This window comes from Sinomicrobium endophyticum (assembly GCF_052983315.1).
In genome coordinates this window covers 31,894-57,256 of sequence record NZ_JBRKIS010000025.1, presented here as the reverse complement: position 1 = coordinate 57,256, position 25,363 = coordinate 31,894, and the positions used below count along the sequence as shown (strand labels likewise).

Below are 25,363 nucleotides of genomic sequence, written 5' to 3'. Positions count from 1 at the left end.
TTGAAAAGCGTTTACGAAGGGTAATTTAGGGTTTTTTTGCGTATAATTAAAAACAAGCTGCTGAAAACGAATGTGACACAAGCGAGGGAAAAGAGGGCGCCACCGTCATTAGACACTTCGATTCCCAGCATAAATAAATGTGAGGTTATGGCGCCAGCCATAATGAGGAGACAGGCAATGGCTCCGTAGACGGCGGTTTTAGGTATGAGTAAAAGGATAGCTACAAGGAGTTCGACCACTCCCAGTCCGATACGGCCATAAGGTTCCGCCCCGAGTGTTGAAAAGATATGGACAGATTCGGGAGCTCCTGTGAACTTGTAAAACAGGGTTTGTAATAAAATGATTGCCGGTATCGCACGGATACCCCAATCGAGAATGACTTTTTTCATTTTCCCGGGTTTTTAAAAGTGGTTATTTTTTTCCAGTTTTGATCTGCGTTTTGCTTGAGATGTGCTTCGTTCCTGTTCCAGCTTTTCAAGGTGTTTGTAGGGAAACTGTTATAAAACAGGTATAATTTGCCATTGGTGATCTTGAATGTTTTGGGGTTGACATCCACCTTTTTTCCATAATCTCCCATGGCAAAAGCACACCATCCTCCGTATTGAGGAAGATAGTTATCCGGATTTTCAAGAAGAGACTCCCGGTTTTTGGCGGATGAACAATAATAGACGGTGCCATTCACAGTTGCCCGGAATTCTTTTTTACCTTCAATGGCTTTACCTTGTTCGAAATATGCTACCGGGTCATATCCGTGAATGGCAACGCCGTTGGCAATATTGCGGTACTTTGCCGTTCCCTGGGCGTAAAAGATGCCGGGGACGAGCAGCGCAAGTAATATAATAGTTCTCATAAAGGGTTCTTTTATTCGGCAAAGTTATGTGGTCCCGTTATGGTAAAATGTCGGCTGTCTTGCAATTGGATAAAAAAAAGTGTGGTAAGTAGCAGGGTTATATCCGTGAAATGTCGGGTATGATAATTTCTTTTCGGTTATAGACGAGAAGTTCTTTTTCTCTCAGGTCATTGAGCAGTTGTGTGACAGTTTGCCTGGTCGTGCAGATGATTTGTGCGATATCGTGTTGGGTCAGGTAATTCCGGAGGGTCACCTGGTTGCCTTCGTAAACCCCTTCCTGTTCACACCATTCCCTTAAAAAGACGGAAAGCCTGCTTTTGGCATCTTTAAAAACAAGGTTGGTGTAGTTGTTTTTCAGACGTTTCATTTTCAGGCCTACGAACTTGGTATAGGAAAGCGCCAGGTTCGGATATTTTAACAACAGGTTTTCGAAGTCGGAAAGCAAAAAACTGCAAACAATAATGTCATTGGTAAGGGCCTGGGCATATTCTGTGGTTAAAGGTCCGTCCGATTCCAGGCTCAGCTCGCCGAACAGGTCCCCTTTTCTTAAGATTTCCTTAATGGTTTCGTTACCGTCTTGATCGGTCTCCACAATTTTTATGTTTCCTTTTTTCAGAAAATAAATACGCGGAGTATCGGAATCGGAAAAATAGAGGATATCTCCTTTATGAGCTTTTTTAAAGTTTGTAATGACGCACAGTTGCCGGATCTGCCTGAAGTTTAGTGCGCGAAAAAGCCGGTGGTCCTTTAAATGCCAGTATTTTAATTCTTCATACATAAGAATTCGGTGAAGAAATGATCTTCTGGTACCGGGGCAATCAAGGGCCCCGATTGTTTACGGAGTTATAATAAAAGCACTGGGGTATTGCTTTTTAACATCTATTAAATACCTGTCCGCTTCCAGTTTTGTGCGAAATTTACCAACGTAAACCCGGTATGTCGGCGTTTTGAAAGTAATATCACAGTTAAAACTAAAGGCGTTTTGGAATTTGGCCTTTTCTTTGGTAGCACCCTCCAGGGAGCCGTTGTATATCTGAATACGGTATCTGTCGGAGGCACTGTCGTCTTTGTTTAACTCTGTTTTGGCGGTGAGGAGTTTTTCAACTTTAACATCTTGCCGGATGTTAATTTTTCCTTCCTGTGCGTACGTGCCGGTAATGGCGAGAAGTAGGAAAAATAAAAGGGGTAAACCACTGTGAATGCTTAAAAATCTCATAATGAATACTGTTTTGTGCAAAAGTAATTTTTTAGCTTGAAATCATAACGTTAAAATTTATTTAGAATTGTTATAAATTAATTATTAACGCTTTGCCAACATTTCCCAAATGAAGTCTATATCGTATTTTTGTGCACGGATTTTAAGAACCTGTGTTTTTTCTGTTGTTATCAGACGAAAAAACCATGCCAAATTAAGGAGCGATAACACATAATATTGATATGAAAGAGGTGATACACCGCAATTCTGTTTCAGGAATTCTAAGTATTAGTCTGGCGATTCTGCTGGCGTTTTCCACAACTCTTTTTGGACAAGAAGGTGACCCTGACAGAGGGAAGCAGTTATTCAATTCCAATTGTGCAGCCTGTCATAAGCTGGACCAAAAGATGACAGGGCCGGCTCTTGCTGGTATTACGGATAAGCGTGACAGGGATTGGTTGCACAAATGGATAAAGAACAATGTGGCTTTGCGGAAGTCCGGCGATGCGGAGGCTATCGCTATTTACGAGGAGTTCAATGGTGCAGCCATGAATATTTTTCCGCAATTGTCCGAGCAGGATATAGATGATATTCTTGCATATACCGAAAACCCGCCGGTTTCTGCTGTTGCGGGAGGTGCCGCTGGTGCTGGACAGGCTGTTGCTGCGGATTCTTCGGGGATACCGAATGAAGTTGTGCTGGGGGCGCTGGTGCTGGTTTTTGCTATGCTTGCCATAATGCTGGTCCTGGTGAACAGGACGCTGATGCGTATAGCGGAAGCAAAAGGTATAGAATTGCCTGAAGAGAAAGCGAAAAGGCTTCCGTTGTGGATGGCTTTTGTGAAAAACCAGTTCCTGGTGTTTGTTTCTGTGATCGTATTGCTTTTGGTCTCTGCTTATTTTGTTTACGGATATATGATGCAGGTGGGTGTGGATCAGGGATATGAGCCGGTGCAGCCGATACATTTCTCACACAGAATCCATGCCGGGGATAATGAGATAGATTGTAAGTTCTGCCACTCTTCTGCGAGGGTTTCCAAGACTTCCGGAGTACCGTCCCTGAATGTGTGTATGAATTGTCATAAGAATATAATGGAGGTAGCGCCGGAAACGGCTACTGCAGAACATTCCAAAGAGTTTTATGATGGGGAGATCGAAAAATTGTATGCTGCTGTAGGCTGGGATGTTGAGAACCAGGCTTACACCGGTGAGACCAAGCCTGTAAAGTGGGTTAGGATTCACAATCTTCCGGATTTCGCATACTTCAATCACTCGCAGCACGTAACTGTTGCCGGTGTGGCTTGCCAGGAATGTCACGGTCCTGTTGAGGAAATGGAAGTGGTAAGACAGTTTTCTCCGCTTACTATGGGTTGGTGTGTGGATTGTCACAGAAAGACCGACGTTAAGATGGAGGGTAACGAATATTACGAAAAGATACACGAGGAATTATCTAAGAAGTACGGAGTAGAAAAACTTACCGCTGCACAGATGGGAGCGTTGGAGTGCGGTAAATGTCACTATTAGTAAAAAAATAAAGGCGCATTCATGTGCGTCTCCATTGTTAAAAAGAGCTAATTTTATATAAAACATGGCGTCAAACAAAAAATACTGGAAAAGTGTCGAGGAATTGGATCCGAGCAATTCTATCGTAAAGACACTTAAACAGAATGAGTTTGTTGAGGAGATTCCGGTAGATGAGTTTTTAGGGGACAAAGAGAACCTGGAAGCGTCTTCAACGTCCCGGAGAGACTTTCTTAAATATGTAGGTTTTAGTACGGCTGCCGTTACGTTGGCTGCATGTGAAGGCCCAGTTAAAAAAGCTATTCCTTATGTGGTGCAACCGGAGCAGATCCGACCGGGAGTGGCCAATTATTACGCTACTACTATAGCGGACGGATATGATTTTGCAAGTGTACTTGTTAAGACGAGAGAAGGACGGCCGATAAAAATTGAAGCCAATAGCGAAGCTGTAGTTAATAACTGTCCGAATGCAAGAGTGAATGCTTCTGTTTTATCTCTTTATGACAGCAAGAGGGTGCAGGGGCCTAAGTCCGGAGGTAATTATATAACCTGGGACGACCTGGATTCTGAAGTTGTGGCTAAACTGAATGCAACTAAGGCCGGTGGCAAATCTATAGTATTGCTGACACAGACCTTTGCCAGTCCTTCGACGACCCGGTTAATTGCGGAATTCGCGGAGAAATTCGGAAATGTCGAGCATGTTCAGTACGATGCCATTTCCGAAGATACTGCTTTAGATGCTTTTCAGAAAAAATATGGTAAAAGAGCCCTTCCGGATTATGATTTTTCTAAGGCGGATGTGATAGTTTCTTTTGGAGCGGATATCCTTGGAGACTGGCACGGAGGAGGCTTTGATAGTGGATATGCGAAGAGAAGAGTGCCTTCTAACGGGAAAATGTCCCGTCATATTCAGTTTGAGAGTAATATGTCGCTTTCCGGGGCCAATGCGGATAAAAGAGTTGCTGTAACGCCTTCACAGCAAAAAGTAGCTCTGGCTAAATTATATGGTTACCTGAGTGGCTCTTCTGTTTCCGGAGAACTTCCGGAGCGTGCGGATGTGGCGGTTAAAAATGCTGCCTCTCAATTGCGAAAAGCCGGCAGAAAAGCCGTAGTGGTTACCGGGATTGATGATGTGGACGCACAGGGATTGGTGCTTGCTATCAACGAAATGCTGCAAAGCGCTGCATTTGACGTTAAGGCTCCCCGATTGTTGCGCCAGGGTAATGCCCAAAAAGTAAGCAAGCTGGTTGCGGATATGAAGTCCGGAAGAGTGGGTGCGCTTATTATGAGTGGAGTGAACCCTGGGTATACACTGCCAGGTTCGGCTGAATTTACCGAAGCGTTGAAAAATATAGGCTTGTCCGTTACCTTTTCTATGAAAGAAGACGAAACGGCCATAGCTTCACAATATATTGCGGCTGCACCGCACTACCTGGAATCCTGGGGAGATGCGGAAATAAAGCAAGGACATTACAGTCTTATGCAGCCTACTATTCGTCCTTTATTTGACACGAGACAGTTTCAGGATGCATTGCTGAAATGGATTGGTAGCGATAAAACGTATTATGATTATATTAAAGATTTCTGGAGTACTTCCGTTTTAGGAGGAGGTTCCTGGAGTAAAGCGCTTCACGATGGAATTTTTGTAGCTTCTGCACCTTTGGTAGTGGATGCTGTAACGGAAAATGACAGTGCTCAGGAGGTTGGAAATGAGGGAGTTCCGGAAGCTGTCCCGGTTGGTAATGCAGCGGGAATGGCGAGGAAGCTCGCTTCTGTTTCTTCCGGCGGATTGGAGCTTATGCTGTATGCGAAAACAGGTATGGGAGATGGCCAGCAAGCCAATAACCCGTGGTTGCAGGAATTCCCGGACCCTATTACCAGGGTTTCCTGGGATAACTATCTCACGGTTTCCAAAGCGGATGCCGAGGCTCTTGGTCTGGTTAACAGACACGTGGCAAACGGCGGGCTTAACGGAAGTTATGTCAAGGTAACGGTTAACGGTGTTGCCCTGGACAGGGTCCCCGTATTAATCCAGCCTGGGCAAGCCAAAGGTTCTGTCGGACTTTCTTTCGGTTATGGGAAGAAAGAAGGTGTGAAAACCGAGATGCAGACCGGGGTTAATGCTTATATGTTGTACGACGGATTTAAGTCGGTTCAGCAGGTAAGTATTGAAAAAGTAGCCGGAGAACATGAGTTTGCTTGTGTGCAACTCCACAATACCCTGATGGGACGTGGTGATATCGTAAAGGAAACTACACTAGAAATATTTAATACCAAAGATGCTAAAGAGTGGAATGTAACCCCGAAAGTATCTTTGAACCACAATGAAGTGGAAGCGACCAGTGTTGATCTGTGGGCTGAATTTGATACTTCCATCGGGCACCACTTCAATCTTTCCATTGATCTGAATGCCTGTACCGGTTGCGGGGCCTGTGTGATTGCATGTCATGCGGAAAATAACGTGCCGGTAGTAGGTAAATCTGAAGTGAGAAGGTCCAGGGATATGCACTGGTTACGTATAGACAGATATTACTCTTCCGAAGAGAGCTTTGAAGGAGATAACGAAGTGGTAGAATCTATTTCCGGTCTGGGGGATTCACTGACCACTTTCGGTGAAATGGAAAAAGCTTCCGAAAACCCACAGGTTGCATTTCAGCCTGTAATGTGCCAGCACTGTAACCACGCTCCTTGTGAAACCGTATGTCCTGTAGCTGCTACCTCTCATGGTCGTCAGGGACAGAATCACATGGCATATAACCGTTGTGTAGGTACGCGTTACTGTGCGAACAACTGTCCGTATAAAGTACGTCGTTTCAATTGGTTCCTCTACAATAACAATGATGAGTTTGATTACCACATGAACGATGATATAGGGAAAATGGTTCTCAATCCGGATGTGGTGGTTCGTTCCAGAGGGGTTATGGAGAAATGTTCCATGTGTATTCAAATGACGCAGAAAACTATTCTCGATGCCAAAAGAGATGGTAGAAAAGTACGTAAGGATGAATTCCAGACTGCTTGTTCTGCTGCCTGCGGAAGCGGTGCGATGGTGTTCGGAGATATAAATAATGAAGAAGACGAAGTGTTTGCTCTTAAAAAGAGCGACAGGATGTATCACCTGTTGGAACATGTGGGGACCAAGCCTAATGTGTTCTATCACGTAAAAGTGAGAAATACGGAGGAAGCGTAGATCCGTATTGTCTGCACTGCAAGTGGAATGAAAAGTTCCGGGGATATTAGGTGACAGACAATATAACGATAAGTTAAAAGAGTAATAAATATTAAAATTATAAGATGGCGTCGCATTACGAAGCACCTATACGTAAACCCCTGGTAATCGGAGATAAGAGCTATCACGATGTTTCGGTAGATGTAGCCAGGCCTGTAGAGGGCAAGGCAAACAAGCAATGGTGGATTGTTTTCTCCATTGCCCTGGTAGCGTTTCTTTGGGGAATAGGGTGTATAATTTATACCATTTCAACAGGAATAGGCTCTTGGGGACTGAATAAAACCGTAGGTTGGGCCTGGGATATTACTAACTTCGTTTGGTGGGTTGGTATCGGTCACGCAGGAACACTGATTTCTGCCGTGTTATTACTATTCCGCCAAAAATGGAGAATGGCCATTAACCGTTCTGCGGAGGCCATGACTATTTTCTCTGTGGTACAGGCCGGATTGTTCCCCCTGATACACATGGGGCGCCCGTGGCTCGGATACTGGGTGGTGCCGATACCAAACCAGTTCGGTTCGCTTTGGGTGAACTTCAACTCTCCCCTGCTTTGGGACGTATTTGCAATATCTACGTACCTGTCTGTATCGCTGGTGTTCTGGTGGACAGGCCTCCTTCCGGATTTTGCGATGATCAGGGACAGGGCGGTAAAACCTTTCCAGAAAAAAATATACAGTCTGCTCAGCTTCGGATGGAGCGGAAGGGCAAAAGACTGGCAGCGGTTCGAAGAAGTATCTCTGGTACTTGCCGGTCTGGCAACACCGCTGGTACTTTCCGTACACACTATAGTATCTTTTGACTTTGCAACTTCGGTCATCCCCGGCTGGCACACGACTATCTTCCCGCCTTACTTCGTTGCGGGAGCGGTATTCTCCGGGTTTGCCATGGTAAATACCCTTCTTATTATCATGAGAAAGGTCGTTAGCCTGGAAGATTATATTACCCTGCAGCATATAGAATTGATGAATATCGTTATTATGATCACCGGGTCTATCGTTGGATGTGCTTATATCACCGAGCTCTTTATCGCCTGGTATTCCGGAGTGGAATATGAACAATATGCATTCCTCAATAGGGCAACGGGTCCTTACGCCTGGGCATACTGGTGTATGATGACCTGTAATGTGTTCTCTCCGCAGTTCATGTGGTTTAAAAAGCTCAGAACAAGTATTATGTTCTCTTTTATTATCTCTATTGTGGTGAACATAGGAATGTGGTTTGAGCGGTTTGTGATTATTGTTACTTCGCTTCACAGGGATTACCTTCCTTCGTCCTGGACGATGTTCTCACCTACATTTATCGATATCGGTATTTTCGTGGGAACCATAGGATTTTTCTTTGTTCTGTTTTTGCTTTACTCCAGGACTTTCCCTGTAATAGCACAGGCAGAAGTGAAGACTATAATGAAATCATCTGGTGAAAACTATAAAAAATTAAGAGACGGCGATCATGAGTAATAAAGTAATACAAGCTATTTATACCGATGACGATGTATTATTGGCCGCGGTAAAAAAGGTGAAGGCTGCCCATCACCACATTGAGGAAATATATACGCCATTTCCCGTTCATGGCCTGGACAAGGCTATGGGATTGGCTCCTACCAGGATTGCGATCGCATCTTTTATTTACGGATGTATCGGGTTATGTGTAGCTGTTGCCATGATGAACTATATAATGATAGAAGACTGGCCGCAGAACATAGGCGGTAAGCCCAGTTTTTCTTTCCTGGACAATATGCCCGCATTTGTGCCGATCATGTTCGAATTGACGGTATTCTTTGCGGCACACCTTATGGTAATCACTTTTTACCTGAGAAGTAAATTGTGGCCCTTTAAAAAAGCGGAGAACCCCGATGTGAGAACGACGGACGATCACTTTTTGATGGAGGTTGCGATAAGTGGTAATGAAGATGAGCTGTCTGTGTTTTTACAGGAAACAGGGGCGGTGGAAGTAAAAGTTTCAGAAAAGCATTAGATAGAGGAGTCCGGTTGTTGAGTTTGTAAGATATAGCTCATTATCCCGGTAACCTAACAACGTAAATACTGTTTAAATGAAGAGCTTTATAAAAATAGGAATAGTGCTTGGTACGGCAGCGGTGATGACTTCGTGTTTCAACAAGTCAAAACCGAACTACCAATTTATGCCTAATATGTATGAATCTGTGGGTTATGAAACCTATCAGGAGTCGGATGCTTTTAAGAACGGTGTGGAAGCCCAGTTGCCTGCGGAAAATACTATTAATCGGGGGTGGATGCCTTACGATTATGAAAATACCGTGGAAGGAAAAGAACTTGCCGCTGCAGAATTGAAAAACCCGCTTGCAATGGATAGTCTTTCCGTAGAAGATAATCTCGGAGACGGAAAAGAATTGTTTGGTATTTATTGCGCGGTTTGTCACGGAGATAAAGGTGACGGACAAGGCATACTGGTAAAACGTGAGAAGTTTCTCGGTGTTCCCAGCTATGCAGACAGGGAAATAACAGAGGGGAGTATCTATCACGTAATATATTACGGGCTGAACTCTATGGGATCATATGCTGTCCAGCTCAATGAAAAAGAACGGTGGCAGGTGGTGATGTATGTGGAGGAACTCAACAGGGAATTGACGAAGTAATATAATTGGTATACATGTGATACGGGAAAGAAGATAAGAAAGTTGTTCTTTGAAGTTTCTTCCCCCGCACGAAATACGGAATTACAAAATACAATAAAGAGAATTTTCAGGATATGTACACGTTTTCGAATAAGTTAAGACTGTCTGCATTTGTTCTAATGATCGTTGGTGTTCTCGGTCTGGGCTATGGTTTTCTCGCTGCACCGGGTACTGTAGAAGAAGCAAAAGCTATGGTAGCAGATGCGCATCATGGCGGAGGGCACGACGAAGCTGCCACCCATGACGCACATGGAACACATGACGAAGAGCTTACAGCTCATGATGCATCGCACGATGAACATTTGTTGCATCAATTACAGAACAAACCCTGGGCAGCGCTTTATATAGCGGCGTTCTTCTTTATGATGATCTCCCTGGGTGTTCTTGCATTTTATGCGATCCAAAGGGTGTCTCAGGCAGGATGGTCTCCATTACTTTTCAGAGTAATGGAAGGCATTACGGCCTATTTACTCCCCGGGGCTGTACTGGTGTTTGTTATACTTGCCCTGTCCGGTGTGCATATGAACCACCTGTTTATCTGGATGGATGCCGAAGTAGTGGCACACGATGAGCTTATACAAGGTAAAGTCGGGTATCTCAACGTACCGTTTTTCCTTATCAGGGCAGCTATATACATTGCAGGATGGGCTGCTTATCGTCATTTTTCAAGAAAATTCTCCATTGCGCAGGACACTGCCGATGATAACAGCTTCTTTAAAAGAAATTTCAAGATATCTGCCGGGTTCCTGGTTTTCTTCCTCGTATCCGAGTCTATGATGTCATGGGACTGGATTATGAGTGTAGACCCGCACTGGTATAGTACCCTGTTCGGGTGGTATGTATTTGCCAGCATGTTCGTATCCGGAATTACGGTTATTGCTTTGATTACCATTTATCTCAAATCAAGAGGATATCTGGAAGAAGTAAACAACAGTCACATACACGACCTGGCGAAATTTATGTTCGGAATAAGCATTTTCTGGACGTATCTCTGGTTCTCTCAGTTTATGCTGATATGGTATTCCAATATACCGGAAGAAGTTACGTATTTTGTTACGAGAATAGAAGATTATAAACTTCCTTTCTTCGGGATGGTAGTGCTTAATTTCGTATTCCCGCTGCTTGTGTTGATGAATAGTGATTACAAACGAATGAACTGGTTTGTGGTAATGACAGGTATAGTTATATTAATAGGACATTACCTGGATATATACAATATGATAATGCCTGCTACTGTCGGTGACCAGTGGTTTATTGGAATAGCTGAAGTAGGAGGCGTATTGTTCTTTCTGGGGCTGTTTATTTTTGTGGTGTTCAGTGCGCTCACCAAAGCACCTCTGGTACCGAAACGAAATCCGTACATAGAAGAGAGCAAACACTTTCATTATTAATTCAGTAGAAACTAAAGTAAACAGGAAATAGTAAGATGACTGCTTTTTTAACCATAATTGTACTTATACTCATTGCCATTGCCGTTTGGCAAATGACGAAGATATTTGAATTCTCTCAGATAGGACTGAAAGATGCCCAAATAGCTAATGATAAGGATAACAAGCTGAACGGATATTTAATGTTTGCCTTCCTGGGCTTCATGTATGTACTGACTATCTATAGTCTGTGGAAATGGGGAAAAGTGCTATTGCCGCAGGCAGCTTCCGCTCACGGGGAAGACTATGATACCCTTATGACGGTTTCTATGGTGCTTATATTTGTCGTACAACTTATTACGCAAACCCTGTTGTACTATTTTGCATATAAATACAGGGGTGTTAAAGGGAAAAAGGCACTGTTCTATGCCGATAATGACAAGCTGGAATTTATCTGGACCATTATCCCGGTAATAACGCTTGCCGGACTTATCCTTTATGGTCTTTATACCTGGACTACCATTATGGATATCAATGACGAAGATGATCCTTTGGTTATTGAATTGTATGCACAGCAGTTCAACTGGAAAGCAAGATATGCAGGAGAAGATAATGTTCTCGGAGATGCCAATGTCCGTTTCCTTAACGATTTTGGCGGACAGAACATTCTTGGAATCGACTCTTCGGACCCTAATGGAACGGACGATGTTATTTCCACTACCGAAATTCATTTACCCGTTAACCGAAAAGTAGTGTTTAAAATGCGTTCCCAGGATGTATTGCACTCTGCATATATGCCGCATTTCAGAGCACAGATGAACTGCGTTCCGGGAATGATTACGCAGTTTTCTTTTACGCCGACCATTACCACCGAGGAAATGCGTCAGGATCCGGATATTCAGGCGAAAGTGAAACACATTAATGAACTTCGTGCCGAGAGAAAAATGAAAGGAGAAGATCTGGACGATTGGGAATTTGATTACCTTTTATTGTGTAATAAAATATGCGGAACTTCGCATTACAATATGCAGATGAAGATTGTTGTGGAGAGCGAGGAAGAATACAATGCGTGGATAAAGGAGCAGCAAACCTTCGGAGAAATGGTTGCCGGAGCCGAAGAATAACCGGCACAATATGTATATTGAAAATAATAAAGTAACAATAACGATAACGATTAGTATATAGATTATGTCAGCAACAGCAACAGCACACGCAGGGGATCAGGAGCACGATCACGGACATCATCATAAAGAGACATTTATTTCGAAGTATGTTTTCAGTTATGATCACAAGATGATCTCAAAGCAATACCTTATTACGGGGTTGTTCATGGGGATTATCGGTATCTTGATGTCTTTGTTGTTCCGTATGCAACTGGCATGGCCATCGGAGTCTTTTAAGATATTTGAAATACTGCTGGGTAAATGGGCTCCGGAAGGAGTGATGGACCCGAATATTTACCTGGCTTTGGTTACCATTCACGGTACTATCATGGTATTCTTCGTATTGACTGCCGGATTGAGTGGTACGTTCAGTAACCTTTTGATTCCGTTGCAGATCGGTGCTCGGGATATGGCATCCGGGTTTATGAACATGATTTCTTACTGGCTGTTCTTTGTTTCCTGTGTAATCATGGTAGCTTCCATTTTTGTGGAAGCAGGGCCGGCTGCTGCAGGGTGGACTATCTATCCTCCGCTAAGTGCATTGCCACAGGCGCAGGGTGGTTCCGGATTGGGGATGACTTTATGGCTTGTTTCCATGGCTATATTTATAGCTTCTTCTCTGCTCGGGTCGCTTAATTATATCGTTACCGTATTAAATCTCAGGACAAAAGGTATGTCTATGACCAGGTTACCGCTTACTATGTGGGCCCTGTTCATTACTGCTGTTATCGGGGTGGTTTCTTTCCCTGTACTGCTTTCGGCTGCATTATTGCTTATTTTTGACCGAAGCTTCGGTACTTCATTCTTCCTTTCGGATATCTTTATCCAGGGAGAAGTACTGCATCATCAGGGAGGTTCGCCGGTACTGTTCGAGCACCTTTTCTGGTTCCTCGGTCACCCGGAAGTATATATCGTATTGTTACCGGCATTGGGTATCACATCCGAAATTATCGCTACCAATTCCCGTAAACCTATATTCGGGTACAGAGCAATGGTTGCATCTATACTCGCTATCGCATTCCTTTCTACGATCGTATGGGGGCACCATATGTTCGTATCGGGAATGAACCCGTTCCTCGGTTCGGTATTTACATTTACAACATTATTGATCGCCATACCATCTGCGGTAAAAGCCTTTAACTATATCACCACCCTTTGGAAAGGAAACCTGCAGATGAACCCTGCCATGCTGTTCTCCATCGGATTGGTATCTACCTTTATTACCGGTGGTCTTACCGGTATTATTCTCGGGGACAGTACGCTGGATATCAATGTTCACGATACGTATTTCGTTGTGGCGCACTTTCACCTGGTAATGGGAATCTCTGCCATATACGGATTCCTTGCGGGGGTTTACCACTGGTTCCCCAAAATGTTCGGAAGGATGATGAACAAAAACCTCGGATACGTACACTTCTGGGTTACTGCTGTCTGTGCTTACGGTATTTTCTTCCCTATGCACTTTGTTGGAATGGCAGGTCTTCCCAGACGTTACTATACCAATACCAACTTCCCTATCTTTGATGACCTTATGGACATCAATGTGGTGATGACCGTATTTGCCCTTATAGCCGGTGCGGTACAGGTAGTATTCCTTTATAACTTTTTCTACAGTATATTCTACGGAGAAAAAGCTCCTAAGAACCCCTGGAAATCCAATACGCTGGAATGGACTACACCTGTAGAGCACATCCACGGCAACTGGCCGGGTGAAATACCGGAAGTACACCGATGGGCTTATGACTACAGTAAGACTAATGAAGATGGAGAGTACGTAATACCCGGACAGGATTTTGTTCCGCAAACCGTGCCTTTACAGGATGGGGAGGAAGAACTCAACCACTAGAATTTGAGATCATATAATATATGAGAAGGCCCCGGAAACGGGGCCTTTCTTATTTCTTGCTTATAGGAGCCGTCATGCAATGTTCCGGAATACCAAAACCGTCTACCAGAGATACCACATGTGGCCTTAGCTCCGTGCAAAGCCTCTCTACCCGTTGTCTTATCGCTTTGGATTTGTTGCCGCTTATATAACCGTGTTCCAGGTACCAGGCAGCGTTCTCCCGGATTTGATGCAGGGCATAAAGCGCACCGAGTTTCCGGAAGATAAACTGCATCTTTTCGTCCTCTATTTGGTTTACGAAATCAGCAAATATTTCATAAGACAACATTACCCCATAAGCTTTCCCCAAAGTTATGAGGTGTGTCTGAATGTTGAGTGACACCTGCTGTGGCGGGACTCCTTTTTTAATGTAACGCCGTATTCTCGAAGCGGCAGTAAAGGTTAGCCGGCGTACGCGGTATTGAAAAGCTTCAAGGTGAAAGTCCGGATGGAACAGGTGTTCCTTGTCCGTATTATTGGTAAATAGCGGATTAAAAGTGGTCAGGCGGTCGCTTAGTTGTGTCCCCACCAATTTTAAAATATCTCCGTAACTATCGCTGTTGAATTCCGATTTGAAGTCGGTGAGTACCCCTTTGGCTGCGAGTTGGAGCAATACCGTATTGTCCCCTTCAAAAGTGGTGAAGATGTCCACATCGTTTTTGAGATCGCCAATCCGGTTTTCCAGGAGATATCCCTTCCCTCCGCATGCTTCGCGGCATTCCTGTATTGCTTTGTTGGAAAAGTCAGTTATAAGGGCTTTTAAAGCCGCTACCTGGGTTTCAATCTTTCTCCTTGATGCTTCGGTTGAAGAGGAGTAAGAGCGTATCATATGCTCCAGTGTAACGTGGTAAACATAGGTCTGCGCAATAGGGGCGATAAGGCGTAACTGGTGCGAAGGATAGTCCATGATAAGGTCTTCCTGGACCCTTTCCCCGCTGTTGAACTGCCTGCGGTATAAAGCGTATTTTACCGCGGTTGCCAGGGCCATTTTAGTTCCGCCTATCGCCCCTTTGGCCACACATATACGTCCACCTACCAAAGTGCCGAGCATCGTGAAAAAACGCTTGTTGGGATTATCTATGTCCGATGTATAATTACCGTTCTTGTCAATGTCACCGAAGCGGTTGAGAAGGTTCTCCCTCGGTACACTTACGTTTTTGAACCATATTTTACCGTTATCCACACCGTTCAGTCCCAGTTTGTACCCGTTGTCTTCGATGCGAACACCGGGAGTCAGGTTCCCTTTTTCATCCCGTATCCGGACTGCTATGGCATGCACTCCCTCATTAGTGCCATCTACAATTAGCTGGGCAAATACGGTTGCCATGGTGGAGTGCAATGCATTACCTATATATTCCTTATTGTCGTTCTCGCCGGGGGTGTCAATGACAATACTATCAGTTTCTTTGACATAGGTGGCGGTCGTTTTAATACCCCGCACATTAGAGCCGTGCCTGGTTTCGGTCATGGCGAAACATCCCAGTATTTCGGCTTTTCCGGTAGCTTTCAACCATTGATCATGGTGTTTTTTGGTGCCCAGGTTATGGATACTTCCACCGAACAGGCCGAACTGTACCCCGAATTTTATCGTAAGACTGCCATCTATGAACATGAGGTTTTCAAAGATGCCTGCATAGGCAGGCATGTTTCCGATTCCGCCGTATTCCTTATCGTAAGCCATGGCTCCATATCCTGCGGAAGCCAGACGTTTTACCTGTTCCAGTACACGCAGCCGGAAAACGTCTTTGTCCCTCGAAATTTCCCATTGAAAGAGGGGATCGGACAAAAACTCCCGGAAAGTATCGATGTGGGGTGCGTGTTCCCCTTTTAAAATCGCGTCAATTTGTATAGGATCATAGAAATCCGCTTTCGGGGATTGCCGGGTCGTTATGTCGAACAGGTGCCGGTAATGATTGGGTTGTATCCCCAGGTTGATCTCTATGAATTTGAGATTTTCATCCGGTATCTCTTCTTCGCTGTTCCCGGGAAGGGACAATTTCATGCTGAACGAGGTAAGAGGATAGGTCTCGTTCTCCACAAGCTTTACACCCGATTGGTCTATAAGGTGTTTCCAGGAAGCAATTACTTCGTCAAGAGGAGGATCTTCGGTTTTTAGCCAGGAACTTATCTGTTTTCTTTCTTCCCTGCTGAGGGAATCTTCTTTAACCGCCTTTTTAAAAACAGATATTTCCGAAGCCGATAAGAGGTCGTCGGCCCAAACGACATAGAGAAAAGGGATATATTTGACAATATTGGCAGAATATTCTTGGGTTTCCATAAAATTGCAGATGATCTTTATATTACATAACGGGAAGTTACGATTTTTATCACAAAAGAAAGGAAGATTAACAGGTGGTGTATTAATTTAGCCGGGAAGATAAATTCTTTTGTTGTCCATTTCTGCTATCTTTGTCCGTATGAACGAGTATCTGGATCCTACAGGCGACCATTTTTCTCCGGAAGAGATCGATATAGAAAAAACGCTCCGGCCGCTTTCTTTCGATGACTTTGCCGGGCAGGACCAGGTATTGGAAAACCTGAAGGTTTTTGTGAAAGCCGCCAATCTTCGCGGGGATGCCCTGGACCATACCCTCTTTCATGGGCCTCCCGGACTGGGAAAGACCACGCTTGCCCATATCCTGGCCAACGAACTCGGCGTAGGGATAAAAGTGACTTCCGGACCCGTACTGGACAAACCGGGCGACCTGGCAGGATTGCTGACCAATCTCGATGAAAGGGATGTGCTTTTTATAGATGAAATCCATCGTCTGAGCCCTGTGGTAGAGGAATACCTGTACTCGGCCATGGAAGATTACAAGATAGATATCATGATAGAAAGCGGGCCCAATGCCCGTACCGTTCAGATCAACCTCAACCCTTTTACCCTGATAGGGGCGACCACGCGTTCCGGATTACTCACTTCCCCCATGCGTGCCCGTTTCGGTATTTCCAGCAGGTTACAATATTATACTACGGAGCTTCTGTCCACTATCGTAGAGCGGAGTGCCCATATACTCAAAACGCCTATTACCATGGAAGCCGCAATAGAGATTGCCGGCCGAAGCCGTGGAACACCCCGTATTGCTAATGCCTTGTTACGAAGGATACGCGATTTTGCTCAGATCAAAGGTAATGGAAAGATTGATATTGAGATAGCCAGATTCGGGTTGAAAGCACTTAATGTAGATGCCTTCGGACTGGACGAAATGGATAACAAGATACTTTCTACCATTATAGATAAGTTTAAGGGAGGTCCTGTTGGGATTACTACCCTGGCCACTGCTGTTTCCGAAAGTGCGGATACCATTGAAGAAGTATATGAGCCTTTCCTTATCCAGCAAGGGTTCATTATGAGAACCCCCCGAGGGCGGGAGGTTACGGAAGCAGCGTATAAACATCTTGGCAGAATCAAGGGCGGCTCTCAGGGAGAGCTGTTCTGAAAATGCTACCCAACTATCTATCTCATCTTTTTTAACACGACAACCGTATTATTTACGTTAATTTAATTTCTACAATACAGTCGCATAATGCCCCCATTCTATTTTTGCTCCTCATAAACCTGAATCTTACTACATATGAAATTTATTCGTTTACTACTGTTGTTGTGGTTGGCATGTCCTGTGTTCACGATAACGGCACAAACTACACATGCTGTTATCGAAGGAACTGTCATTGACTATACCTCCGAACCCCTGATGGGAGTTTCCGTCATGGTGAAAAATGAATCCACGGGGTTTTCAACGGCTACCATTACCGATATGAGCGGTAAATACAATCTCAAACAGCTACCGCTCGGTAAACCTTATACGATCACAGTTTCTTACCTCGGTTTCGGGACCCAGACCAGGACAGGATATGAACTGAACCAGGGAGATGCACTCCGGGTAGATTTTAAAATGGAAGAATCTGCCGAAGCACTGGATGAAGTGGTGGTGTCTGCATCCGAATTAAAGAATACGATAAAGAATTTCGGGGCAGCTACATCGGTGACTTCCCGCGATCTTCAGAAATTACCCGTAAACGGACGTAATTTCACTTCCTTGATAGACCTGTCCCCGCTTAGTACGGGCAACAGCCTTTCCGGACAACTGCCTTCTTCTACAAACTTTACGGTAGATGGAATGTCGGCACGTAACCCCACATCCGGAGGTACCGCAAATCGTCGCGGTGGTTCGTATGCCATTTCCATGGAGGCCATTCGCGAATTTAAAGTTTCCACCAACCAGTACGATGTCACCTATGGAAGAAGTGGGGGAGGTTCCATAAATACGGTTACCAAATCCGGTACCAATACCCTTACCGGTAGTCTGTTTACCTTTGCCCGCACCGACTGGTTATCCAGCCCGAACGATATACGTGGCAACAAACGCGATGAAGACTTTTCATCCTACCAATACGGTTTTTCTCTCGGAGGGCCGATCATTAAAGACAAAATGCACTTTTTTGTGGCATGGGACCACCAGGAAGATACCAACCCTTTGCAGATTGCCGATATACAAACTCCGGAAGATGAGCGCAGATATAACGTATCACAGCAATCTCTCGATCGCTTTCTGGATATTGCACGTAGTAAATACGGAGTGGCGGATTCTCCGCAGTTTGGCTCTTTCAACAGAAAACGGGGAACAGATGCCGTTTTTGCCCGTATCGACTGGCAGTTGAACGAAAAGAACCTCCTGACACTCCGTAATAATTACGTATTCGATCTTAACAGCAGGGGGATTTCGGACAACAGCAGTATTAACCTATACGAGGTTTACAGTAATGTGCGAACTACCGACAACAGTTTTCTGGCTTCCCTGCGTTCCGAACTGAACCCGAAAATGACAAATGAACTGAAGCTTCAGTACCTGCGAACTTCCGAAAGCGCTTTTCCGGGAGACCAGATACCTTCGGCAAATATTCCCCGTGCCATTATAGAGCGGGTGCAGTCGCAGGTAAACGGTAACGATGTATTTACCACTATTCAGCTCGGAGGACAGCGCTACATCCCGGAATCATTCTATAACAATGTGTTCCAGCTCGTGGATAACCTGTATTACAGCACGGATAAAATAGAATATACCTTTGGGGTAGACCTGATGTATACACATATGAAGTCTGTCTACGGAAGTGAAATGAACGGAAGGTTTTACTTTACCGGACTGGATGATTTCGAGAATCTGAATCCCTACCGCTATGTACGGGAGGTCAATTTGATGGATGATCCGGCAGTAAAACAGAATATCATTGCCGCCGGTGCTTATGCCCAGATGCAGACCAACCTCTTTCCCGGTTTTGAATTTATGGCCGGTATACGGGCGGATTATACGAACTACATGGATAAGCCGAATTTCAATGAAATTGTCCACGAAGATTTCGGACTTCGTACCGATAAAAGCCTTACTACATTCCAGCTTCAGCCCAGGATACAGGCTACATGGGATATCGGGGAAAGGCAAAAAGACATTTTGCGGTTCGGAGCAGGTATTTTCGGAGCGGATATCAATAACTATGTGATGATAAACAATATGGTGTTTGACGGCACCCGCGTGGCATCGGTAGATATTAACCGTAATGATGTAGACATCCCCACCCCGGATTTTCCGGGATACCGCGCAGACCCTTCTACGGCCCCGGGAGCGGAAATACTGGAAGAACTGGGTATCGCCCCTGTCAATACCATAAATATGAACGGGGACGATGTGAAGATACCTACACTCTATAAAGCCAACCTTTCCTATAACCGTTTTATTACCAATCGTTTTAAAATGGGGTTGAGCCTGTATGCATCCTTTGCCAGGAACAACTACATGTACACCGATGCCAATATGGTGGATGATCCTTATTTCCGTCTGGCTGACGAAGGGAACCGCGGTGTATATGTACCGGCCAATACCATTGACCCTTCCAACGGTGCCGCTAACTGGGCGGAAGGCAGGAAAACGGACAGGGTAGGGCGAGTATTGAAACTGAACAGCGATGGAAAAGTAAATAACTATGCTGTTGTGCTGGACGGAACATACCAATATTTCGAGGACGGTATACTATCGTTCAGTTATACCTGGAACGATACGAAAGACAATACCAGCTTTAACGGGGATGTAGCCAATACGGCAACCCTGGTCACCATGACTCCCGGCGATCCGAGAGACCTGGGACAGATGAATTATTCCAACAATCATTTTCGGCATAAACTGGTGCTGTACGGTTCTTTGCCTACCTTTCACGGTTTCAGTCTTTCTTTCCGCTATTCCGGATTCGGCGGAACGCGTTATTCCCTGATAGTTAACGGCAATGTAAACGGAGACTTCGTAAGTTCCAATGACCTGGCTTACATTTTTGATCCGAATAATTCCGCAACACCGGAAGCGTACAGGGAGGGTATAGAACAAATATTGAACAACCCGGAGGCCAGTGAGCACCTGAAAGATTATATCCGGGACAGTTACGGAAAAATTGCCGGGAGAAACGGCGGTATCAATGATTTCTTCGGCACCTGGGATGTAAGCCTCAGGAAAAGGTTTAACACCTTTAAATCCCAATACGTGGAATTGTCTGCCGATGTGTTTAACCTGGCCAATATGCTGAATAAAAATTGGGGAGCACGCAAAACCCTGGGCAACCAGAATATCTACTCCATAGGAGGGTTTGATACGGATTCCAATACGTATAATTACAATGTCAATCCCAATACCGGGGTAGCATCGCCATCCGGAAATCCTTACCAGATACAAGTGGGCATCCGGTACGGGTTCTGATACAAGTGTAGTGTTCTCTTTCCGTATTTCGGATAATTGCGGTGAAGTAAGTATCTTTGTCCCGTCCGTAGAGAACACAGCCACATGATCGATATAAAACACAGGTATACAGAAAGTATTAAAGCCGAAGCAAAACGCCTCGGCTTTATGTCCTGTGGTATATCCAAAGCGGAATTCCTGGAAGAAGAAGCCCCCCGCCTGGAACAATGGCTGAAGCGGAATATGCATGGTGAAATGGGATATATGGAAAACCACTTTGATAAGCGACTGGACCCCCGGTTACTGGTAGACGGGGCAAAAAGCGTTATATCCCTTACCCTTAATTATTTTCCGGAAGAAGTACAACCCCGGGATACCGACAGCCCCAAGATCTCCAAATATGCCTATGGCCGGGATTACCATTTTGTAATCAAGGATAAATTAAAACAGCTTTTGGAGTTTATCCGGGAAGAGATAGGGGAAGTAGGCGGCAGGGCCTTTGTGGATTCCGCGCCGGTATTGGACAGGGCATGGGCTACCCGAAGCGGATTGGGCTGGATAGGAAAGAACAGCAACCTGATAACCAAAAAGGTAGGGTCTTTCTTTTTCATAGCCGAACTTATTGTAGATCTGGAACTGGAATATGACCATCCCGTTACAACGGACCATTGCGGTAGTTGTACGGCCTGCATAGATGCCTGTCCCACCCAGGCCATCGCAGAACCGATGGTGGTAGACGGAAGCAAATGTATTTCCTATTTTACCATAGAACTGAAAGGTAATATTCCCGCAGAATTTGACGGGAAACTGGACGACTGGATGTTTGGATGCGATGTGTGCCAGGACGTATGTCCGTGGAACCGTTTTTCAAAAGCCCATAGCGAACCTCTTTTTGATCCGCATCCGGACCTGCTGAAAATGAGCAAAAAGGACTGGGAAGAGATCACGGAGGATGTCTTCCGGGAAATTTTCAGAAAATCTGCCGTGAAACGCACAAAGTATGAGGGATTGAAGCGGAATATAAAATTTTTGAAAAAATCCTGATACCTTTCTTACTTATTAACTGCAATGGTCTTGGTAGTTTCCCGTAATACCAGGTGTGTCTGTAATTTGATCTCATAGAATTCCACCGGTAACTTTTTGTTCTTGCGGTGTATTTCATCGATAAGCAGGGAAGCGGATTCTTTGCCTATTTGAACACTGGGCTGGTCTATCGTAGAAAGGTGGGGTTTTATATACGGGGTTATGAGCCAATTGCTGAATCCCATAACGGATACCTGGTCCGGAATGGCTATGTTGGCATCGTTCAGATACGAAATAGCGCCGAGTGCTATATGATCCGTAATACAAAAAATGGCATCGGTGTCCGGGTGTACTTGTAATAGTTTGGCGGCATTTTCCCTTCCTTCGGCAATGCTCAGGTCTTCACAGATATATACCAGCGATTCGTCCGGGGTTATTTCGTATTTTTCCAGGGCCTTGGTATATCCTTTCAGCCGGGAATTGTAGTTGCTGGGAAACCTGGGACCGCCGAAGAGGGCAATCTTCCGGCAACCTGTTTTTATAAGGTGTTCAACAGCTTTAAAAGCCGCCTTTTCATCATCTATGATCACTTTGGAACAGTTTACCTGGCGCGTGATCTTGTCGAACAATACCAGGGGGACCTGGTTTTTGACGACCTTGTGCAGGTGATCGTAACGGTTGGTTTCGTTAGCGAGTGACATCAGAATGCCATCCACCCTTTTTTCGAGAAGCAGGTCTACCTGTTTTTCTTCCGTAACCATAGATTCGTCAGAGAACAGTACGATAACCTGGTAGCCGTGTATGTTGGCCTCGGAAATAATGCCCGTAATGGTCTCTGCAAAAAACTGGTGGTCTACCTTCGGCAGGATCACCCCTATGGTTTTGGATTGATTGCTACGCAATGTTACAGCATGTATATTGGGCTTGTAGTTCAGCTTTTCTGCCAAAAGCTTTACCGCATGCTTCGTATCGTTGCTGATATCCGGGTAGTCTTTTAGTGCTTTGGATACCGTGGTGACCGAAACCCCCAATATGGAAGCTATATCTTTTAAGGTAACTTGACTCATAATATTCTCATTAAAGAGAGGCTTTCTACACAAAATCTCTTACGGCATGTATAAGGAGCCATAATACAAAAGAAATACATTTTTTGGTGCCAAAAAAATAGATATTCAATAAAATATATCTTCTTATATTCCAAATGTGTTATATTTTTTATTTTGAGGAAGTTCCGTTTGCATACGGAAAGAACTTTTCCGGTGTCATTCGGATAGGGAACCTGACACCGGAAAAGGTCTGTGGATATGTTTTTCAGATCTGTAGTTTTTTACAAAACAACCAAAGTCCCGCTATACTTTACTGCTTTAGAAATTCTTTTAGAAATCCTCTTACGGTACCGGTATCTTCCACGTAATATCTGGCACTGGTTTCTTTGAGGCCCACTTTTACGGTATACGCATCTTCCGGAAGTTCCCGGAACATGTATTCATCGGTCCAGTCGTCTCCGATGGCAAAAATAAAATCGTAGTCTTTTTCTGCGAGCAGGCGGGATGAAGCCCTCCCTTTGTTTACATTACTGCTTTTTATCTCTATAACCTTGCTGCCTTCCAATACACTTAGTTCGTGATTGGAAATAAGGCTGGTGAGAACGGTTTTCAGCTCCGTGGCACGCTTTTGGGCCAGTTCCGGGTCGGCTTTACGGAAATGCCACGCCAGCGAAAAATTCTTTTCTTCTATAAAAGTTCCCGGGGTACGGTCTACAAAAGTTTCTATAATAGGTCTCAGGTTACTCATCCAGTCTTTTTTCAGTTTCTCAAGTGCCTGCCATTCTTTGTCGCCGGATTTTAACCATACGCCGTGCTCTACGATAAGCGTATATCCCCGGTCTCCGAACCATTTGGTAAAGGTTTCCTTATCCCGTCCGCTTATGATAACCAGATCCGTATTTTCCCTGTTGTTCAGGTTGTCCAGGAGATCGTAGAGTGCATCGTCCGGTTTGGCATCTTTGGGTAGGTTGGTGAAATTGACCAGGGTGCCGTCATAATCCAGGAGAATGAGTTTTCTTTTTGCCTTATGGTAAGCGTCAAATAGTTGTTCTTTGATTTCCGGGGTTATTTTTTTGGAGACGATAACCTGGTGTTGTTGTTTGGTGTTTTGCAGGGCCTTCATAAATTCTTTGGCCCATTTTTCCACGCTGTACCGTTCCAGGCGTTGTTGCATGAAAGTATTTCTTTCCGTTTGCTCTTCCTCGGTCATTTCCAGGGCCCTTTTTATCGTATCGGCCATCTGTTCGAAATTATTCGGATTGATGAGCAGGGCCTCATTCATTTCTTTTGCCGCTCCTGCCATTTCGCTCAAAACCAGAACACCGTCTTTGTCCACCCGTGTAGCTATATATTCTTTGGCGACCAGGTTCATACCGTCCCGGATAGGGGTAATCAGGGCAACTCCGCATGAAGTATACAGGTCAATGAGGTTTTCAAAAGGCATGGAACGGTAGAAATACCAGATCGGGGTCCAGTTTACCGTGGAGAATTTTCCGTTGATACGTCCTACCAGTTCGTCCGTGTCTTTTTTCAGTAACTGGTATTGCGGTACGTTGGAACGTGAAGGGACAGCCAGTAGTATAAAACGTACTTTTTCCCGGAATTGCGGATACTTTTCCAGAAAATATTCGAATGCCTTCAGTCTGTTGGGGATACCCTTGGTATAATCCAGCCGGTCTATAGAGAGTATCATCTTCGCATCCGGGGCAGATTGTAAGTGCGCGTCAAGCCGTTTTTGTAAGTCGGATTTTTGTTCCGGGGCCTGTTTGTGATGTGCAATGGCGGCATTTCGGAACTTGTCATAGTCGATCCCCATAGGGAAAGAGTCTACCCGAAGTGTACGCCCCTGGTAAGATATCTCGTTAAAATGAGTGTCCAGGCGCAATATGCGACGTACCGAACTCAGAAAGTGTCTTTCGTAATCGTAGGTATGAAAACCCAGCAGATCGGCCCCGAGCATACCGTTCAGTAATTCCTCCCGCCAGGGAAGAGTACGGAATACTTCGTAGGAAGGAAAGGGAATATGGAGAAAGAAACCGATGGAAACATTAGGGCGTTCCTTTTTTATGAGTTCCGGAAGCAGCAATAACTGGTAGTCGTGCACCCATATGGTGTCCCCGTCGTCGGTGTGTTGTAATACGGTGGCGGCAAATTTACGATTGACTTCCTTGTAGGACTCCCAGTGCTCACCTTCAAATGTAGTGTACTCCATGAAATAGTGGAACATGGGCCATAAGGTGTTGTTGCTGAATCCGTAATAAAAATTATCAAGGTCCTTCCCGGTAAGGGACACCGCAGCGCAATTCTCTTTGGCTACGGCGGCATTTACTTTTTCCGAAAGTTCCTTGTCGAGTTCTTCTTCTTTCAGCCCCGACCATCCTATCCACAAGCTTTCACCACCTTCATGTACGGATTTCATCCCGGTGGCCAGTCCGCCAATACTTGGGGTCACCACGAGATTATTATTGTTTAAGGATATTTGTAAAGGAAGTCTGTTAGAAACAATTATGGTTTTGTTCATTCGATTTATAATTTTAAGCTATTTGGGCATTGTTTTCTTTTTCATATTATGAATGCGTATTTTTTTTTCATTTCATGACTCGCCTCCTTTTATTTTATTTATTTCGCAAAAGTTGAATTAACCGATCTTTTTTTCGTTAATTTAAGGATTTTATTCGAATTTTAGGGTCTTAAAAGGCATTATTAAGATGTA

General features: G+C 44.7%; 18 protein-coding genes. 11 read left to right on the top strand and 7 right to left on the bottom strand.

All coding sequences use genetic code 11. The features are described 5' to 3' along the window. Positions 1 to 11: 11 nt before the first annotated feature. The 4 genes from ACVBDU_RS08910 to ACVBDU_RS08895 all read right to left on the bottom strand — a co-directional run bounded on the left by ACVBDU_RS08910 (position 12) and on the right by ACVBDU_RS08895 (position 2,066). Complete coding sequence (locus ACVBDU_RS08910; protein ID WP_447179398.1) at positions 12 to 389, bottom strand: DoxX family protein; 378 nt, start codon at positions 387 to 389, stop codon at positions 12 to 14. Beyond that, positions 386 to 850, bottom strand: a complete 465-nt coding sequence (locus ACVBDU_RS08905) for a YHS domain-containing (seleno)protein (RefSeq protein ID WP_447179397.1) — start codon at positions 848 to 850, stop codon at positions 386 to 388. Before ACVBDU_RS08905 ends, ACVBDU_RS08910 begins: the two co-directional genes overlap by 4 nt. 97 nt (positions 851 to 947) lie before the next feature. After that, positions 948 to 1,628, bottom strand: coding sequence for a Crp/Fnr family transcriptional regulator (locus ACVBDU_RS08900; RefSeq protein WP_447179396.1), 681 nt, complete (start codon positions 1,626 to 1,628; stop codon positions 948 to 950). A gap of 57 nt (positions 1,629 to 1,685) precedes the next feature. Then, complete coding sequence (locus tag ACVBDU_RS08895) at positions 1,686 to 2,066, bottom strand: SPOR domain-containing protein (RefSeq protein WP_447179395.1); 381 nt, start codon at positions 2,064 to 2,066, stop codon at positions 1,686 to 1,688. Between the two features lie 221 nt (positions 2,067 to 2,287). On the opposite strand from ACVBDU_RS08895, the gene ACVBDU_RS08890 reads away from it, so the two are divergent. From ACVBDU_RS08890 to ACVBDU_RS08855, 8 genes are all read left to right on the top strand, one after another. Then, positions 2,288 to 3,568, top strand: coding sequence for a c-type cytochrome (locus tag ACVBDU_RS08890; protein ID WP_447179394.1), 1,281 nt, complete (start codon positions 2,288 to 2,290; stop codon positions 3,566 to 3,568). 64 nt (positions 3,569 to 3,632) lie between these two features. Further along, the gene (locus ACVBDU_RS08885) at positions 3,633 to 6,755 is read left to right on the top strand and encodes a TAT-variant-translocated molybdopterin oxidoreductase (protein WP_447179393.1); all 3,123 of its coding nucleotides are present in this window, start codon (positions 3,633 to 3,635) and stop codon (positions 6,753 to 6,755) included. Between the two features lie 104 nt (positions 6,756 to 6,859). After that, a complete protein-coding gene (gene nrfD, locus ACVBDU_RS08880) occupies positions 6,860 to 8,251 on the top strand; it encodes an NrfD/PsrC family molybdoenzyme membrane anchor subunit (protein ID WP_447179392.1) in 1,392 nt (463 codons plus the stop codon). Beyond that, entirely contained in the window at positions 8,244 to 8,768 is a 525-nt protein-coding gene (locus ACVBDU_RS08875; protein WP_447179391.1) for a DUF3341 domain-containing protein, read from the top strand. Before nrfD ends, ACVBDU_RS08875 begins: the two co-directional genes overlap by 8 nt. A 76-nt stretch (positions 8,769 to 8,844) precedes the next feature. Further along, positions 8,845 to 9,408, top strand: a complete 564-nt coding sequence (locus tag ACVBDU_RS08870) for a c-type cytochrome (RefSeq protein WP_447179390.1) — start codon at positions 8,845 to 8,847, stop codon at positions 9,406 to 9,408. Between the two features lie 113 nt (positions 9,409 to 9,521). Beyond that, entirely contained in the window at positions 9,522 to 10,838 is a 1,317-nt protein-coding gene (locus tag ACVBDU_RS08865) for a quinol:cytochrome C oxidoreductase (protein WP_447179389.1), read from the top strand. A gap of 35 nt (positions 10,839 to 10,873) precedes the next feature. Continuing rightward, entirely contained in the window at positions 10,874 to 11,938 is a 1,065-nt protein-coding gene (locus ACVBDU_RS08860; protein WP_447179388.1) for a cytochrome c oxidase subunit II, read from the top strand. A gap of 64 nt (positions 11,939 to 12,002) precedes the next feature. After that, on the top strand, positions 12,003 to 13,823 hold the full coding sequence (locus tag ACVBDU_RS08855; protein WP_447179387.1) for a cytochrome c oxidase subunit I: 1,821 nt from the start codon (positions 12,003 to 12,005) through the stop codon (positions 13,821 to 13,823). A gap of 49 nt (positions 13,824 to 13,872) precedes the next feature. Here the strand turns inward: ACVBDU_RS08855 and ACVBDU_RS08850 are convergent, their stop codons facing one another. Next, positions 13,873 to 16,140, bottom strand: coding sequence for an acyl-CoA dehydrogenase family protein (locus ACVBDU_RS08850; RefSeq protein ID WP_447179386.1), 2,268 nt, complete (start codon positions 16,138 to 16,140; stop codon positions 13,873 to 13,875). Positions 16,141 to 16,279: 139 nt separating this feature from the next. Between ACVBDU_RS08850 and ruvB the strand changes: the two genes are divergently transcribed. From ruvB to queG, 3 genes are all read left to right on the top strand, one after another. Continuing rightward, on the top strand, positions 16,280 to 17,302 hold the full coding sequence (ruvB, locus tag ACVBDU_RS08845; protein WP_447179385.1) for a Holliday junction branch migration DNA helicase RuvB: 1,023 nt from the start codon (positions 16,280 to 16,282) through the stop codon (positions 17,300 to 17,302). 135 nt (positions 17,303 to 17,437) lie between these two features. Beyond that, positions 17,438 to 20,602 (top strand): TonB-dependent receptor, encoded by a 3,165-nt coding sequence (locus ACVBDU_RS08840; protein ID WP_447179384.1) that lies wholly within the window; start codon positions 17,438 to 17,440, stop codon positions 20,600 to 20,602. Positions 20,603 to 20,686: 84 nt separating this feature from the next. After that, entirely contained in the window at positions 20,687 to 21,625 is a 939-nt protein-coding gene (gene queG, locus ACVBDU_RS08835) for a tRNA epoxyqueuosine(34) reductase QueG (RefSeq protein WP_447179383.1), read from the top strand. An 8-nt stretch (positions 21,626 to 21,633) separates the two neighbouring features. On the opposite strand, the gene ACVBDU_RS08830 is transcribed toward queG, so the two are convergent. Continuing rightward, entirely contained in the window at positions 21,634 to 22,671 is a 1,038-nt protein-coding gene (locus ACVBDU_RS08830) for a LacI family DNA-binding transcriptional regulator (RefSeq protein ID WP_447179382.1), read from the bottom strand. A 289-nt stretch (positions 22,672 to 22,960) separates the two neighbouring features. Continuing rightward, positions 22,961 to 25,171 carry a bifunctional alpha,alpha-trehalose-phosphate synthase (UDP-forming)/trehalose-phosphatase gene (locus ACVBDU_RS08825; RefSeq protein WP_447179381.1) on the bottom strand — a complete coding sequence of 737 codons (2,211 nt, stop codon included), beginning with the start codon at positions 25,169 to 25,171 and terminating at the stop codon, positions 22,961 to 22,963. Positions 25,172 to 25,363 lie beyond the last annotated feature (192 nt).

What these genes read in the sequence shown, in the direction of transcription:
- ACVBDU_RS08910 (WP_447179398.1), bottom strand. Translation starts at nt 389, where the DNA reads ATGAAAAAAGTCATTCTCGATTGGGGTATCCGTGCGATACCGGCAATC.
- ACVBDU_RS08905 (WP_447179397.1), bottom strand. Translation starts at nt 850, where the DNA reads ATGAGAACTATTATATTACTTGCGCTGCTCGTCCCCGGCATCTTTTAC.
- ACVBDU_RS08900 (WP_447179396.1), bottom strand. Translation starts at nt 1,628, where the DNA reads ATGTATGAAGAATTAAAATACTGGCATTTAAAGGACCACCGGCTTTTT.
- ACVBDU_RS08895 (WP_447179395.1), bottom strand. Translation starts at nt 2,066, where the DNA reads ATGAGATTTTTAAGCATTCACAGTGGTTTACCCCTTTTATTTTTCCTA.
- ACVBDU_RS08890 (WP_447179394.1), top strand. Translation starts at nt 2,288, where the DNA reads ATGAAAGAGGTGATACACCGCAATTCTGTTTCAGGAATTCTAAGTATT.
- ACVBDU_RS08885 (WP_447179393.1), top strand. Translation starts at nt 3,633, where the DNA reads ATGGCGTCAAACAAAAAATACTGGAAAAGTGTCGAGGAATTGGATCCG.
- nrfD (WP_447179392.1), top strand. Translation starts at nt 6,860, where the DNA reads ATGGCGTCGCATTACGAAGCACCTATACGTAAACCCCTGGTAATCGGA.
- ACVBDU_RS08875 (WP_447179391.1), top strand. Translation starts at nt 8,244, where the DNA reads ATGAGTAATAAAGTAATACAAGCTATTTATACCGATGACGATGTATTA.
- ACVBDU_RS08870 (WP_447179390.1), top strand. Translation starts at nt 8,845, where the DNA reads ATGAAGAGCTTTATAAAAATAGGAATAGTGCTTGGTACGGCAGCGGTG.
- ACVBDU_RS08865 (WP_447179389.1), top strand. Translation starts at nt 9,522, where the DNA reads ATGTACACGTTTTCGAATAAGTTAAGACTGTCTGCATTTGTTCTAATG.
- ACVBDU_RS08860 (WP_447179388.1), top strand. Translation starts at nt 10,874, where the DNA reads ATGACTGCTTTTTTAACCATAATTGTACTTATACTCATTGCCATTGCC.
- ACVBDU_RS08855 (WP_447179387.1), top strand. Translation starts at nt 12,003, where the DNA reads ATGTCAGCAACAGCAACAGCACACGCAGGGGATCAGGAGCACGATCAC.
- ACVBDU_RS08850 (WP_447179386.1), bottom strand. Translation starts at nt 16,140, where the DNA reads ATGGAAACCCAAGAATATTCTGCCAATATTGTCAAATATATCCCTTTT.
- ruvB (WP_447179385.1), top strand. Translation starts at nt 16,280, where the DNA reads ATGAACGAGTATCTGGATCCTACAGGCGACCATTTTTCTCCGGAAGAG.
- ACVBDU_RS08840 (WP_447179384.1), top strand. Translation starts at nt 17,438, where the DNA reads ATGAAATTTATTCGTTTACTACTGTTGTTGTGGTTGGCATGTCCTGTG.
- queG (WP_447179383.1), top strand. Translation starts at nt 20,687, where the DNA reads ATGATCGATATAAAACACAGGTATACAGAAAGTATTAAAGCCGAAGCA.
- ACVBDU_RS08830 (WP_447179382.1), bottom strand. Translation starts at nt 22,671, where the DNA reads ATGAGTCAAGTTACCTTAAAAGATATAGCTTCCATATTGGGGGTTTCG.
- ACVBDU_RS08825 (WP_447179381.1), bottom strand. Translation starts at nt 25,171, where the DNA reads ATGAACAAAACCATAATTGTTTCTAACAGACTTCCTTTACAAATATCC.